Annotated in this window: 13 protein-coding genes; 1 reads left to right on the top strand and 12 read right to left on the bottom strand. The window is 70.5% G+C overall.

Going from position 1 to position 14361, the window contains the following annotated elements; genetic code table 11:
* Positions 1 to 97 precede the first annotated feature (97 nt).
* From rplS to proS, 7 genes are all read right to left on the bottom strand, one after another.
* Positions 98 to 448 carry a 50S ribosomal protein L19 gene (rplS, locus tag ACFVXE_RS34130; protein ID WP_389677103.1) on the bottom strand — a complete coding sequence of 117 codons (351 nt, stop codon included), beginning with the start codon at positions 446 to 448 and terminating at the stop codon, positions 98 to 100.
* 128 nt (positions 449 to 576) lie between these two features.
* The gene (trmD, locus tag ACFVXE_RS34125) at positions 577 to 1398 is read right to left on the bottom strand and encodes a tRNA (guanosine(37)-N1)-methyltransferase TrmD (protein ID WP_389677102.1); all 822 of its coding nucleotides are present in this window, start codon (positions 1396 to 1398) and stop codon (positions 577 to 579) included.
* Positions 1398 to 1967 (bottom strand): ribosome maturation factor RimM, encoded by a 570-nt coding sequence (rimM, locus tag ACFVXE_RS34120; protein WP_389677101.1) that lies wholly within the window; start codon positions 1965 to 1967, stop codon positions 1398 to 1400. Before rimM ends, trmD begins: the two co-directional genes overlap by 1 nt.
* Positions 1968 to 2046: 79 nt before the next feature.
* Positions 2047 to 2286 (bottom strand): RNA-binding protein, encoded by a 240-nt coding sequence (locus ACFVXE_RS34115; RefSeq protein WP_014153811.1) that lies wholly within the window; start codon positions 2284 to 2286, stop codon positions 2047 to 2049.
* Between the two features lie 2 nt (positions 2287 to 2288).
* Positions 2289 to 2729 (bottom strand): 30S ribosomal protein S16, encoded by a 441-nt coding sequence (gene rpsP, locus ACFVXE_RS34110; protein ID WP_389677099.1) that lies wholly within the window; start codon positions 2727 to 2729, stop codon positions 2289 to 2291.
* Positions 2730 to 2886: 157 nt separating this feature from the next.
* Positions 2887 to 3480: a hypothetical protein gene (locus tag ACFVXE_RS34105; RefSeq protein ID WP_030928573.1), complete on the bottom strand. Its 594-nt coding sequence runs from the start codon at positions 3478 to 3480 to the stop codon at positions 2887 to 2889.
* A 226-nt stretch (positions 3481 to 3706) separates the two neighbouring features.
* Positions 3707 to 5122, bottom strand: a complete 1416-nt coding sequence (gene proS / locus ACFVXE_RS34100) for a proline--tRNA ligase (RefSeq protein WP_389677097.1) — start codon at positions 5120 to 5122, stop codon at positions 3707 to 3709.
* A gap of 243 nt (positions 5123 to 5365) precedes the next feature.
* Here proS and ACFVXE_RS34095 point away from each other — a divergent pair, with 243 nt between their 5' ends.
* A complete protein-coding gene (locus ACFVXE_RS34095; RefSeq protein WP_389677095.1) occupies positions 5366 to 6235 on the top strand; it encodes a methyltransferase domain-containing protein in 870 nt (289 codons plus the stop codon).
* Positions 6236 to 6247: 12 nt separating this feature from the next.
* Here the strand turns inward: ACFVXE_RS34095 and ftsH are convergent, their stop codons facing one another.
* The 5 genes from ftsH to ACFVXE_RS34070 form a co-directional block, all read right to left on the bottom strand.
* Complete coding sequence (ftsH, locus tag ACFVXE_RS34090) at positions 6248 to 8176, bottom strand: ATP-dependent zinc metalloprotease FtsH (RefSeq protein ID WP_389677093.1); 1929 nt, start codon at positions 8174 to 8176, stop codon at positions 6248 to 6250.
* A gap of 207 nt (positions 8177 to 8383) precedes the next feature.
* Positions 8384 to 9937, bottom strand: coding sequence for a signal recognition particle protein (gene ffh / locus ACFVXE_RS34085; RefSeq protein ID WP_389677091.1), 1554 nt, complete (start codon positions 9935 to 9937; stop codon positions 8384 to 8386).
* Positions 9938 to 10192: 255 nt separating this feature from the next.
* Entirely contained in the window at positions 10193 to 12646 is a 2454-nt protein-coding gene (locus tag ACFVXE_RS34080; protein ID WP_389677090.1) for a [protein-PII] uridylyltransferase, read from the bottom strand.
* A gap of 30 nt (positions 12647 to 12676) precedes the next feature.
* Positions 12677 to 13015, bottom strand: a complete 339-nt coding sequence (locus ACFVXE_RS34075) for a P-II family nitrogen regulator (RefSeq protein WP_014048583.1) — start codon at positions 13013 to 13015, stop codon at positions 12677 to 12679.
* Positions 13012 to 14361: an ammonium transporter gene (locus ACFVXE_RS34070; RefSeq protein WP_389677088.1), complete on the bottom strand. Its 1350-nt coding sequence runs from the start codon at positions 14359 to 14361 to the stop codon at positions 13012 to 13014. The genes ACFVXE_RS34075 and ACFVXE_RS34070 overlap by 4 nt, the downstream gene beginning before the upstream one ends.

Here is a 14361-nt window from a genome sequence, read left to right as displayed (position 1 = left end):
GTGCGGGTCCGGGGGAGCGGTCGCGCTCCATGTGCTTTGCGTCCGTGTCCATCGGGGCCAGAGTTTATCCGGCCTTGCCGTGGAGCAGGGAGTCAGCTCAGCGGTCGCGCTTCTCCTTGATCTTCGCGGCCTTGCCGCGCAGCTCACGGAGGTAGTACAGCTTGGCGCGACGGACGTCACCGCGGGTGACGATCTCGATCTTCTCGAAGATCGGGCTGTGCACCGGGAAGGTGCGCTCGACGCCGACGCTGAAGGAGACCTTGCGGACCGTGAAGGTCTCGCTGATACCGGCGCCCTGGCGGCGGACGACTACGCCCTTGAACTGCTGGATACGGGAGCGGTTGCCCTCGATCACTCGCACGTGGACGTTGACGGTGTCACCGGGACGGAACGCCGGAACGTCCGTACGCAGGGAGGCGGCGTTGACGCCATCGAGCAGGGAAGCCATGTTGTCTGCTTTCTTCGCCGATGCCACAGGTCATCGGCGGGAGATCGTAAGGAAATGGGGTGCTGATCGCGTCGGGCGGGCGTCGTTCCCCCTGTGGCAGGGGCGCACACCGGACGTACAGCAGCGGCCTATTGTTCCACGGCTTCGGGTCTGCGCCAAAATCGGCCACCGGGCTCCGGCGACCAGCCGAGGATGGAGAGGATCTCGCGGTCCTTCTTGTCGAAGACGCTCGCCTCGCAGCGCTCGATGAGATCGGGCCGGTTCAGCGCGGTACGGCGGAACGCCTCGTCCCGCCGCCAGCGGGCGATCTTCCCGTGATGGCCGCTGAGCAGGACGTCCGGGATACCCCTGCCGCGCCACTCGGGCGGCTTGGTGAACACCGGGCCCTCCAGCAGATTGGCCATGGCGCCGGGGGCGAAGGAGTCGTCGCGGTGCGATTCGGCGTTGCCGAGCACGCCGGGCAGCAGCCGGGCCACCGCCTCCGTGATCACCAGCACGGCGGCCTCGCCGCCGGCCAGGACGTAGTCGCCGATGGAGACCTCGACGACCGGGACCCGGGTCGCGTACTCGTCCATCACCCGGCGGTCGATGCCCTCGTAACGGGCCGGGGTGAAGATCAGCCACGGCCGCTCGGAGAGCTCGACGGCGAGTTCCTGGGTGAACGGACGGCCGCTGGGGGTGGGCACCACGAGCACCGGCGAGTGCGCTCCCGCCTCGTACCCGTCCGCCAGCGCCTCGTCCAGGGCGTCGCCCCACGGCCCGGTCTTCATGACCATGCCGGGGCCGCCGCCGTACGGCGTGTCGTCGACCGTGTTGTGCCGGTCGTGGGTCCAGGCCCGCAGGTCGTGCACGTGCACGTCGAGGCGGCCGCGGGCGCGGGCCTTGCCGACGAGCGAGACGTTCAGCGGTTCGAGGTACTCGGGGAAGATCGTGACGACGTCGAGCCGCATCAGGCGTCGTTCCCCGGCTCGGAGTCGTCCTCGTCCCGTGAGGAGACGACCACGGCCTGGCTGTCGTCGATCAGGCCGGGCGGCGGGGTGATGACCGCGCGCTGCTCCTCCAGATCGATCCCGGTGACGATCTCCTCGACGAACGGGATCATCACCTCGCTGCCGTCCGGGCGCTCCACGATGAAGAGGTCCTGGGACGGCAGGTGCGAGATCTCGGTGATCCGACCGATCTCGGTGCCGTCGGCGAGGACCACATCGAGGTCGATGAGCTGGTGGTCGTAGAACTCCTCGGGGTCCTCCGGGAGCTCCGCCGGGTCGACGTCGGCGATCAGCAGGGTGTTCCGCAGCGCCTCGGCCGCCGTGCGGTCCCGTACGCCCTCGAAACGCAGCAGCAGCCTGCCGCTGTGCACTCGGCCGGTCTCGATCGTCAGCGGTCCGACCGCGGACGGGTCGGTGGTCAGTACGGCCCCGGGGCCGAGCCTGAGTTCCGGCTCGTCCGTGCGCACCTCGACGGTGACCTCACCCTTGATGCCGTGGGCGCGGCCGATCCGCGCAACTACCAGCTGCACCTTGTGTCTCTCCTGTCATACGACGACGGGCCGGGGCGGGCGCATGGCCCTCCCCGGCCCGTGCCGGTGTTCAACTCTGTCAGCGAACCTGATCCACATCGACGAGGTCGACGCGGATGCCACGGCCACCGATGGCGCCCACGACGGTTCGCAGCGCACGTGCGGTGCGGCCGTTGCGGCCGATCACCTTGCCGAGGTCATCGGGATGGACCCGGACCTCGAGCACACGCCCACGGCGCAGGTCGCGCGAGGCGACCTGCACATCGTCGGGGTTGTCGACGATGCCCTTCACGAGGTGCTCGAGAGCCTCCTCGAGCATGCTCAGGCCTCGGTCGACTCGGCCGGCGCGGCGTCAGCAGCCTCGTCAGCCTTCTTGTCGGACTTCTTCGCCTTCTGCGTGATGGCCTCGCCCTTGGACTCCTCGCCGGTGTCCTTGGCCAGGGCCTCGAACAGGGCGCGCTTGTCAGCCTTGGGCTCCGGCTGCAGCAGCGGCGCGGGGGCCGGGAGACCCTTGTGGGCCTGCCAGTCACCGGTGAGCTTCAGGATCGCGAGAACCGGCTCGGTCGGCTGGGCGCCGACGGACAGCCAGTACTGCGCACGCTCCGAGTTGACCTCGATGCGCGAGGGGTTCTGCACCGGGTGGTACAGACCGATCTCCTCGATGGCCCGGCCGTCACGGCGGGTACGGGAGTCGGCGACGACGATGCGGTAGTGAGGCGAACGGATCTTGCCCAGACGCTTCAGCTTGATCTTGACTGCCACGGAAGTGGTGTCTCCTGGTCTATGACGTGGTTGGGCACAACGAAGATGCCACGTGGGGTTGCGGTACTCGGGTGCCCGATGGACGCGTCAGCCGGAGGAGAGAGGGGTCCTATGCGACTGTCGAGTACAGCTAGCCATTGTGCCACACCACATCGGGTCACCCCACCGCGACCGCTGCTTCCGGGATACGGAACGGCTTCCCGCAGCCCCCGCAGACGATCGGCGCCTGGGCGAGGACCGAGGGAACGACCCGGACGTTGCGTCCGCAGTCGCAGACGGCCTTGACCCGCACGCCCCCTCCGGAGGAGCCGTGCCGGGCGGCCGGCCCGCGGAAGGAGCGCTTGGTGTCGGCGGCGGTGGCGACCGTGTGCGCCTTCAGGGCGCGCTGCAGCCGCTCGATCGTCGGGCGGTACCGGCGCTTGGCCTCGGGGTTGAGCGTGACCAGCGAGAAGCCGCTGCTGGGGTGGGGCTCCTCGGCATGATCGAGGCCCAGCTCCTCGGCGATCGCGAGGAATCTGCGGTTGTGGTAGCGGCCGGCGCGCGAGGTGTCGCGGACACCTCGTGCGGCGGCGATTCCATGGACTGCCTCATGCAGCAGTCGCTCGAAGGAGAGCTCCGCGCCGCAGGCGGACGAGGACTCTCCGATCAGGGACTCTGGCGCGGCAAGATCCGGCAGCTCGGGGTGGTACCGCTGAATGTCGGCCCACGCCTGTGCCAGCTCTGCGGCAAGTACAGGTGGTGTCGTGCTCACGTCGTGACAACGAGCGCGAGTGCCCTGGTGTTCCTATTCCGGGCCATCCCAAATAATTTGCACGTACCAGTCAGTTGCCGTTGATGCGTCCTGACGAGGGCGGGTGCGCAGATCTGCGGAGAAGGTTCACAGCTCCCACCAAGGTGGTACGTAGCGCCGCCTACGTCCCGGCGCGTAGACGGAGCCTGCACACCGGGGTTCCGGCGGACCGGGAACCCCAGGGGCGTCAGTAGGCGCGGGCCACCACGGCGACAGTACCCGGGGCGTCGTCCGACGCCGGCACCGCCCCGTCCTCGCCGACCAGGCACCGTACCGACGCGCCGTGATCGGCGAGCCGGGCCTCGCCCTCCGGGCCGAGTACGTCCCACGGAATGCGGGCCCAGCCGCCGGCTGCCGCCGCCTCCGCCGCCTCCGCCACCGTGGACACCTCGCTGGTGCGGGACTCGCGTCGGGCCCGCGACTCACGCAGCAGGGCCGCCTGGTCCTCCTCCAGGACCGCCGGGACGAGAGCCGCGAGCGCCTCGATCGCGACCGGCTCCTTGCCGCCGGGGACGCGGCGGACCAGCATCGCCGTGCCGTTCTCCACGTCGCGCGGACCGAGCTCGATCCGTACGGGCACGCCCTTGAGCTCCCAGTCGACCGCGCGGCGGCCGAACGGGGTGTCGGTGCGGTCGTCGACCTCGACCCTGATCCCGGCCTCGCGCAGCCGGCCGCCGATCCCACGGACCGCCGCCAGCACCTGGTCGTCCTCCTTGATCGCGAGGACGACCACCTGGACGGCCGCCAGCCGCGGCGGGACGCGGAGCCCCCGGTCGTCGCCGTGCGACATGATCAGGCCGCCGACCATCCGGGTCGAGGAGCCCCACGAGGTCTGCCAGACCAGCTCCTGCTTCCCTTCCGCGGACAGGTACCGGGTGTGGAAGGCCTTGGCGAAGTTGGTGCCCAGCTCGTGACTGGTGCCCATCTGCAGGGCCTTGCCGTCGCCCATCATCGATTCGAGGGTGAGGGTGTTGACGGCGCCCGCGAACCGCTCGCGCGGCGTCTTCCGGCCGAGCACCACATCGATGGCGAGGACCTGGGTCATGAAGTCCGCGTAGACGTCCCGGTGGATGTACGCGGCGTACTCGCGCGCCTCCTCGTAGGTGGCGTGGGCCGTGTGGCCCTCCTGCCAGAGGAATTCCGTCGTACGCAGAAAGATCCGCGGGCGCATCTCCCAGCGGACGACGTTCGCCCACTGGTTGATGAGCAGGGGCAGATCCCGGTAGCTCTGGACCCATTTCGAGAAATACTCGTTGATGATCGTTTCGGACGTCGGCCGCACCACCACGGGCTCTTCGAGCTCCTTGCCACCGCCGTGCGTGACGATGGCGAGCTCCGGCGCGAAGCCCTCGACGTGCTCGGCTTCGCGTGTCAGGTAAGACTGGGGGATGAAGAGCGGGAAGTAGGCGTTCCGGGCACCCGCAGCCTTGATGCGGATATCCATCTCCTGCTGCATCCGTTCCCACAGGCCGTATCCGTACGGTCGGATGACCATGGTGCCGCGCACCGGACCGTTGTCCGCGAGCTCGGCCTTGTTGATCAGATCCTGGTACCAGCGAGGAAAGTCCTCGGCCTGGGGTGTGAGAACGGGTGCCTTTGCCATGGCGCGCATCGTAGTGGCGAGGACACCCACCGTGACGACACCTTTTGTGCGGAGTCACGTGGCCCGTCCCGGTGGCCGGCCTTCGGGGGCGTACGCCCGTGGCGCGCAACCGTTGCCCTCCGCCCTCTGGACGCGGCCGCGGATGCGCAGTTCCCTGACATAGGGGGGAGTGCGGGCGCGCACACAGACGGGGCCGTCCACCACTCGGGCATGACCGACCTCTCGGCGGATTGGGGCGATTCCATGACACCAACGCTCGTCCGGCACCACAGGCAGGCGGACGGGTCCGCCACCGTGGACCCCGGAGCCCGTGCACGCGACTGGGCCGAGATCCAGGAGCGGATGCTCGCGCCGCTGTACGAAGCGGTGTACGGCCGGCTCGAAGTCGGAGCCGGTACGCGGATGCTCTCGCTCGGCTGCGGCTCCGGACTCGCGCTGCTGATCGCGGCCGCCCGCGGGGCGCACGTCACCGGCGTGGACACCGACGGTGAACGACTTGCCCTGGCCCGTGAACGGCTGCTTCCCGATGCGGGGCGGGACGGGGGCCCGGACACCCCGGGCGGACCTCCCCGGCTCGTCGCGGGTGATCCGGCAGCGGCCGCGCCGGCCGACGGCGAACCGTACAACCTGCTCACCGCGTTCACCCCGATCGGCTGTTCGGCGGGTGATTCCGAGGGTGTGATGCCCGCCCTGGAGTCGGCCCTGCCGCTGGTCACCCGGGGCAGCTCGGTGGTGCTGGCCGGGTGGGGTCCGCCCGAGCGGTGCGCCACGGCGGCGGTGCTGCGGGTGGCGACCAGGCTCGCCGACGGGGCGCGAGCGCCCCGCGCGGGTGGCTGGCGTCCGGCGTGCCGGGACGATCTGGAGGACGTCGCGTTCCGGGCGGGGCTCCATCCGAACGGCTCGGGTCGGGTGGCGTGCCCGTTCGGATACGCGGACCTGGACAGTGCGGTGCGCGGGCTGCTGTCGACCCGGCTGTTCGATGCCGCGGTACGGGCGACCGACCACTCCCAGGTGGAGAAGGAGGTCGCGGAGGCACTCCACCCGCACCAGCGCCAGGACGGCACGGTGTGGATGCCGAATGTCTTCCGCTATCTCGTCTGCACCTCTTCCTGAGTCCGGTACGCCTCAGTGGGGGCGGTCCTCCTTGGCCAGGCGCGCGATGCCGGCCGCGCGGTAGGCCGCCTCCTCGTCCAGCGTCTCGTTGCGCAGCAGCGCCGAGGCGAGCGCGTCCAGTTTCTCCCGGTGCTCGCGCAGCAGCCGCTGCGCCTCGATGTAGCACTCGTCGACGATGCGCCGCATCTCGTCGTCCACCGCGTCCAGCGTGGCCGGCGCAGCCGACAGCCCGTACGCCTGCTGGGCGTCGCCCGGGATCGCCGTCAGCCTGCCGACCTTGCTGCTCATCCCCCAGCGTCCGACCATTCCACGCGCCAGACCGGTGACCTGTTCCAGGTCGCTCTCCGAGCCGGTGGTGACCACCCCGTAGACGAGCTCTTCGGCTGCCATGCCGCCGAGGGCTCCGATGATGCGGCCGCGCAGGTACTCCTCGGTGTACGCGTACTTGTCGGCGTCCGGCGTCGAGAGGGTGACGCCGAGGGCTCTGCCGCGCGGCACGATGGTCACCTTGCGCACCGGGTCGGCGCCCGGCTGGACCATACCGAGCAGCGCGTGGCCGCTCTCGTGGTACGCGGTCCTGCGGCGTTCCTCCTCCGGCATGACGAGCGGCCGTTCGGCGCCGAGTTGGACCTTCTCCAGGGCGTCCGACAGCTCGGCGCGGCCGACCTCGGACTGCCCGCGCTTGACGGCGAGCAGCGCGGCTTCGTTGGCGAGGTTGGCGAGGTCGGCACCGGTCATGCCGGGGGTCGTCCGGGCCACCTGGCCGAGGTTCACGTCCGCGGAGAGCGGGATCTGCCGGGTGTGGATCTTCAAGATGGCCTCCCGTCCGCTCCGGTCGGGCGGGCTGACCTGGACGATCCGGTCGAAGCGGCCGGGCCGGGTGAGCGCCGGGTCGAGGACGTCGGCCCGGTTGGTCGCGGCGAGGACGATGACCCCTTCCGACCCCGAGAAACCGTCCATCTCGGTGAGGATCTGGTTCAGCGTCTGCTCACGCTCGTCGTGGCCGCCCATGCCGGAGCCACCGCCGCGGGCCCGGCCGATGGTGTCGATCTCGTCGATGAAGACGATGGCGGGGGCGACCTTGCGGGCCTCGGCGAAGAGTTCGCGCACCCGCCCCGCGCCGACGCCGACGATCATCTCGATGAACTCGGAGGCCGAGGCGGAGAAGAACGGCACGCCCGCCTCGCCCGCGACGGCGCGGGCCAGGAGTGTCTTGCCGGTGCCGGGAAGACCGGCGAGCAGCACTCCCCCGGGCATCCGGGCGCCCATCTTCCGGTACGCGTCCGGGTTCTTCAGGAAGTCCACGACGTCGTTGAGCTCGCCTTCGACCTCGTCGATTCCGGCCACGTCCTGGAAGGTGGTGCGCCGGCTCCCCTCCAGCTCGACCGGCCGGGGCGGGGCCTTGCGCCCGAAGCCGCCCATCCCGCCGCCCATGCCACGGGACATCCGTCTGGCGACGACCACCCAGAGCACGACGAGCAGCAGCATCGGCGCCAGCGAGATCAGCAGGTTCGAGAGGAAACTGCGCTCCTTGACCACCGGCTCCGCGGTGACGGTGACATCGTCCTTGATCAGCTCGGCCCAGAGGTTGTCGTCGGCGAAGGCGGGCCGCTGGGTGACGAACTTCGTGTAGGTGTCGTCGCTGCCTGGGACCTTCGCCTCCTTCCTGAGCTGCCCCTGGATGGCGTCGCCCTTGGAGTAGATCTTGGAGACGTTGCCCGCGGTGACCTGTTTGCTGAACTCCGTGTACGCGATGGTCGGCTCGTTCCTGCCGTTGAAGAACGACAGGACCAGGTTGGCGATCAGATAGACCGCCAGTGCGGTCAGCAGCAGCCCGCCCCAGCCGCCCGGCATCTTCCGGCCCGGCGGGGTCGGCGGTGGGGCGCCCTCGGAACGCCAGGGCTGGTCGGTCCGGTCGCGCGGCGGTACGGAATTGGTCACGCGCACTCCTCTGCCGACAGCCTTTGTGGCGACATTAAAGGAGAAATACGACCAAAGCCCTCGGGGAGGCCGTCCGCTGGGCCCGTGGGGGGACGCCGGCACACGGACAGGGGCATGGGAGAGGCAGACACATCCGGCGGCACGCACAAGGGGCACCCGCCCATGGCGAGTGCCCCTTGCCCGGTGCCCGTGCGGGCGGAGTGCGTGTCAGCCCGTGAACTTCTTGAAGGCGTCCGGCAGCTCGAAGTTCTGGTCGTCCTGTCCGGCCGGGAGGCCGAACGCGCCGCCCTGCGCCGCCGCCTGCTCGCGACGGGCGGCCGCGGCCTGCTCCTCGGCCTTGCGCTTCATCGGGTTACCGCTCTTGCGCTTGCCCTTGGCCTGCTTGACCTGCTTCTTCTGCCGGCCGGCGCCGCCACCCATGCCGGGGATACCGGGCATCCCCGGCATGCCACCGCCCTGCGCCATCTTCGACATCATCTTGCGCGCCTCGAAGAACCGCTCCACGAGGTTCTTCACGGCGGACACCTCGACACCGGAACCCTTGGCGATACGGGCACGGCGCGAGCCGTTGATGATCGTCGGTTCCTGGCGCTCGTGCGGCGTCATCGACTTGATGATCGCGGCGGTACGGTCCACGTCCCGCTCGTCGATGTTGTTGATCTGGTCCTTGATCTGCCCCATGCCGGGCAGCATGCCGAGCAGCTTGGAGATGGAGCCCATCTTCCTGACCTGCTCCATCTGCGCCAGGAAGTCGTCGAGCGTGAAGTCCTTGCCCTTGCTGGACGCCAGCTTGGAGGCCATTTTGGCGGCCTCTTCCTGGCTGAAGGTCTTCTCCGCCTGCTCGATCAGGGTGAGCAGGTCACCCATGTCGAGGATGCGGGACGCCATGCGGTCGGGGTGGAAGGCGTCGAACTCGTCGAGCTTCTCACCGTTCGACGCGAACATGATCTGCTTGCCCGTGACGTGGGCGATCGACAGGGCCGCACCACCGCGGGCATCACCGTCGAGCTTGGAGAGCACCACGCCGTCGAAGCCGACGCCGTCGCGGAAGGCCTCGGCGGTGTTGACCGCGTCCTGGCCGATCATCGCGTCGACGACGAAGAGGATCTCGTCGGGGCTGACGGCGTCGCGGATGTCCGCGGCCTGCTGCATCAGCTCCTGGTCGATGCCGAGGCGGCCCGCGGTGTCGACGACGACCACGTCGTACTGCTTGGCACGGGCGTGCTCGACGGAGTCCTTGGCGACCTGGACCGGGTCACCGACGCCGTTGCCCGGCTGCGGGGCGTACACCGCGACACCCGCGCGCTCGGCGACAACACTCAGCTGGTTGACGGCGTTGGGGCGCTGGAGGTCACAGGCGACGAGCAGCGGGGAGTGGCCCTGGCTCTTGAGCCAGAGGCCGAGCTTTCCGGCGAGGGTGGTCTTACCGGCACCCTGGAGACCGGCGAGCATGATCACGGTGGGCGGGTTCTTGGCGAACCGCAGCCGCCGGGTCTCGCCGCCGAGGATGGAGACGAGCTCCTCGTTGACGATCTTGACGACCTGCTGGGCGGGGTTCAGCGCCTGGGAGACCTCGACGCCGCGCGCCCGCTCCTTGACGTTGCCGATGAAGGCGCGGACCACGGGCAGCGCGACATCGGCTTCGAGCAGGGCGATACGGATCTCGCGAGCCGTGGCGTCGATGTCCGCCTCGGACAAGCGGCCCTTGCCCCGGAGGTTCTTGAAGGTGCTCGCCAAGCGGTCGGAAAGAGTATCGAACACGGCTCTCGTCGGTCCTCAAGGTCGGGGGCGGGGGCAGGTCGGTCGTCCTCCAGGGTATCCGGACCCGGCCCGACCAGAAGCCCTCGCCCCTCATCACCCTGCGCGAAGGCCGGGGAGCACCGTGCGCGAGGTCCCGGCCCGCATGCGCGCAGGACGCGGGAACCCGCTCACGGACCGACCCGCCTCGAACGGCACGTCCCGCCCGCACGGGGAGGAAACGGCCTGCTCAACGCGGTCCTGTGACCGGCGCCGCACTCAGCCGAGCGCCTTCTCCACGTCCCGGGCCATCTCCGCGGCCCGGGCCTCCGAGAGCGGTTCGCCGTCCGGGCCCGTGACATAGAACGCGTCCACCGCGTTCGCCCCGAGCGTCGAGACATGGGCGCTGCGTACCCGTACCCCGCTCTGCTCCAGCGCCCACCCGATCCGGTGCAGCAGCCCTGGTGCGTCCTGGGCACGGACCTCGATCACCGTCGCCAGCCGTGAGCCCGCAGCCGCGACGGTCACGCGTGGCGGCGGGGCCTTCACCCCGCGCCGCCGCGGGTAGGCGGCTTCGCGTTCGGCGAGCCGGGCCCGGATGTCGAGGGAGCCGTCCAGGGCCCGTACGAGGTCGGCGCGGAGCCGGGCGGCCTGCGGGAGTGAGCCGTACTCGGCCGCCACCCGCCAGCTGAGCAGCAGCATGTCTACGCACTCGCCGAGCTCGGTGGGGAGCTCGATGGCGCGCAGGTCGGCGGCGCGGACGGTGAGGCGGTGCAGGGCGAGCACCCCGGCCGCCGCGGGCAGGACGCCGGGGCGGTCGGGGAGGGCGATGAGGAGTTCGACGCCGACGGGTTCCGGTGCGCCGGCCTCGTCCGCGGGCTCGGGCTGGGCGTGCAGGGCGAGGACGGGTTCGCCGGTACGCAGGGCCTCGATGGCGAGCCGTTCCTGTTCGGCGCTGGGGGCGTCGGGTTCCGGATCGTCGGGCGCCTCGCCGGCCAGCACCGCGGCGACGCGCTGGACGAGATCGGCGACGAGGGAGGCACGCCAGGTGGACCAGGCGGCGGGCCCGGTGGCGAGCGCGTCCGCCTCGGTGAGCGCGTGCAGGAGCTCCAGCGTGGAGGCGGTTCCGACGGCGGTGGCGACGGAACGGACGGTCGCCGGGTCGTCGAGGTCACGGCGGGTGGCGGTCTCGACGAGCAGCAGATGGTGGCGTACGAGGGTGGCGACCACACCCACGTCGTGCTGGTCGAAACCGATCCGGGCGGCCATGTCACGGGCGATGACCTCGCCGGCGACGGAGTGGTCGCCGGGCCAGCCCTTGCCGATGTCATGGAGCAGCGCGGCGACGAGGAGCAGGTCGGGGCGGCCGACGCGGCGGGTGAGCGAGGAGGCACGGACGGCCGCCTCGACGAGGTGGCGGTCGACCGTCCAGGTGTGGACGGGGTTGCGCTGCGGGCGGCAGTGGACGCGTTCCCAGTCGGGCAGCAGGCGGGTGATCAGCCCTTCCGCTTCGAGGGCTTCCCAGACGGGGACGGTGGCCTCGCCCGCGCCGAGCAGGGTGACGAGTTCCTCCCGGGCCTCGGCGGGCCAGGGCACCGGCAGCGGGCGGCCGGCGGTCGCGAGGTGGCGGGCCAGATGGCGGGAGAGCGGCAGTTCGGACTGGGCGGCCGCGGCAGCGGCGCGCAGCACGAGCACGGGATCGCGTTCGGGGCGGGCGGTGCGGGCGAGTACGACCTCGCCGTCGGCCTCGACGACGCCTTCGGCCAGCGGGGTGCGGTCCGGGACGGTGGTCCTGCCGCCGCCGAGCATGGCGCGCAGCCGGGGCCGCACGGACCGGGCGCGCAGCACGCGGTTGACCTCGCGCCAGGTGACGTCGGTGGCGTACGAGACGGTGCGCGCGGCCTCGTACACCTGGCGCAGCAGCGCGTCGGCGTCGAGGAGCCCGAGGGCGGCGGCGACCTGGTCCTGCTCCTGGAGGGCGAGACGGTCGGTGGCGCGGCCGGTGGTCAGGTGGAGCGCGTCACGGGCGTCGAGCAGGACGCGGCGGGCCTCGGCGAGGCCCTCGCGGGGGGCGTCGGCGACCCAGGAGGCGGCGACGGCACGCAGGGCGGTGGCGTCGCGCAGTCCGCCGCGGGCCTCCTTCAGGTCGGGTTCGAGCAGGAACTGGAGTTCGCCCTGTCGTTCGGCGCGCTCGCGGCAGAGCTCGTCGAGCGCGGGGAGGCGTTCGGGTGCCTGGTTGCGCCAGTCGGCGAGGATCACGGTGCGCATGGCGGCGACCAGGCCGACATCGCCTGCGACGGGCCGGGCGTCCAGCAGTCCGAGCTGCACCTTCAGGTCCTCACCGGCGGCTTTGCGGGCTTCGCCGGGGGTGCGCACGGAGTGGTCGAGGGCGAGGCCGAGGTCCCAGACGGGGTACCAGATCCGGTCGGCGAGGGAGGCGAGGGCTCCGGCGTCGGCACTGCCGTCGTGCAGCAGCACGAGATCGAGGTCGCTGCGCGGGGAGAGTTCGCCGCGTCCGTATCCGCCGACGGCGACGAGGGCGGCGCCGCGGACCCCGGTCTGCTCGGCGGCGGTGGCGAAGAGCGAGGTCAGCCAGGAGTCGGTGAGGGAGGCGAGGGCCGCACGGCGCGGCGGCCCGGACTGCGCCTTCTCCTGGAGGAGGCGCAGCCGGGCCGCCGCGTAGCCGCTGGGTCCCGAGTCTTCGGATTCGGTGGTCACTTCGATGCTCGTCACCCAGTTGCCCTTCCGTATGCGGACCGTCGGTCAGAGAGCGTCCGGACCGCGTTCGCCGGTCCGTACGCGGATGGCGGTTTCGACCGGGACGCTCCATACCTTGCCGTCCCCGATCTTGCCGGTTCGGGCGGCCTTCACGACGACGTCGATGAGCTGTTCGGCGTCCTCGTCCTCGACGAGGACCTCGATGCGGATCTTCGGAACCAGGTCGACGGTGTACTCGGCGCCCCGGTAGACCTCCGTGTGGCCGCGCTGGCGCCCGTACCCGCTGGCCTCCGTGACGGTGAGACCCTGGACGCCGAAGGCCTGGAGGGCCTCCTTGATCTCGTCGAGCCGGTGCGGCTTCACGACTGCCGTGATGAGCTTCATGCGTCCACCTTCTTGGTCTGCGCTGCTGCCGTCTCCGATGCCGGTCCCGTGGTGCGGGCGACCGTACCGCCGCCCGCACCGCTGAAGTCGTACGCGCTCTCGGCGTGTTCGACCTGGTCGATGCCGGAGATCTCGTCGTCCTCGTCGACCCGCATACCGATCGTCCTGTCGAGCAGGAAGGCGAGGACCGCGGAGACGACCAGGGAGTAGGCGAGGACCGCGAAGACACCGACGGCCTGCTTGCCGAGCTGGTCGAGGCCACCGCCGTAGAAGAGCCCCTTGGCGTCGGACTGTACGCCGCCGGTGGCGAAGAGACCGATGAGGAGGGAGCCGATGACACCGCCGACGAGGTGGACACCGACGACGTCCAGGGAGTCGTCGTAGCCGAACTTGTACTTCAGGCCCACCGCCATGGCACAGAGCACACCGGCGATCACTCCGACGGCGATGGCGCCGAGCGGGCTGATCGCACCGCCGGACGGGGTGATGGCGACGAGTCCGGCGACCGCGCCGGAGGCGGCGCCGAGCGTGGTGAAGGAGCCGTGGCGGAGCTTCTCGTATCCGAGCCAGGCGAGCATCGCGGCGGCGGTGGCGACCTGCGTGTTGACGAACATGACCGCGCCGACACCGTCGTCGTTGCCGAGCCACGAGCCGGCGTTGAACCCGAACCAGCCGAACCACAGCAGACCGGCGCCGAGCATGACGAGCGGCAGGCTGTGCGGCCGCATCGGGTCCCTCTTGAAGCCGACCCGCTTGCCGATGACGAGGATCACGCCGAGGGCTGCCGCACCGGCGTTGATGTGGACGGCCGTACCACCGGCGAAGTCGATCACGCCGAGCTCGAAGAGCCAGCCGCCGGCGCCCCAGACCCAGTGCGCGACCGGGAAGTAGACGACGGTCACCCACAGGGTGATGAAGAGGGCCCAGGAGGTGAACTTGACGCGGTCGGCGAGCGCGCCGCTGATCAGGGCCGGGGTGATGATGGCGAACATCAGCTGGAAGACGGCGAAGACGTAGACCGGGATGGTGTAGCCGTCCCAGAGCTGGGTGATGCCGATTCCGCTGAGGCCGGCGAAGTCCGAGCTCCAGCCGATGAACGAGCCGATGTCGGTGCCGAAGGCGAGACTGAATCCGTACAGCACCCACAGGATCGTGACGATCCCGAGGCTGATGAAGCTCATCATCAGCATGTTGAGGGTGCTCTTGACGCGGACCATGCCTCCGTAGAAGAAGGCCAGACCCGGGGTCATGATCATCACCAGGGCCGAGCAGATGAGCATGAACCCGGTGTTGGCGGCAGACAGCGTCGGGGCGTCTGCTGCGAGCGTCGTGATGCCTGGGGGCAT

The sequence above is a fragment of the Streptomyces sp. NPDC058231 genome (assembly GCF_042882275.1).
GTDB lineage: Bacteria > Actinomycetota > Actinomycetes > Streptomycetales > Streptomycetaceae > Streptomyces.
This window is presented reverse-complemented; position numbering and strand designations above follow the sequence as displayed.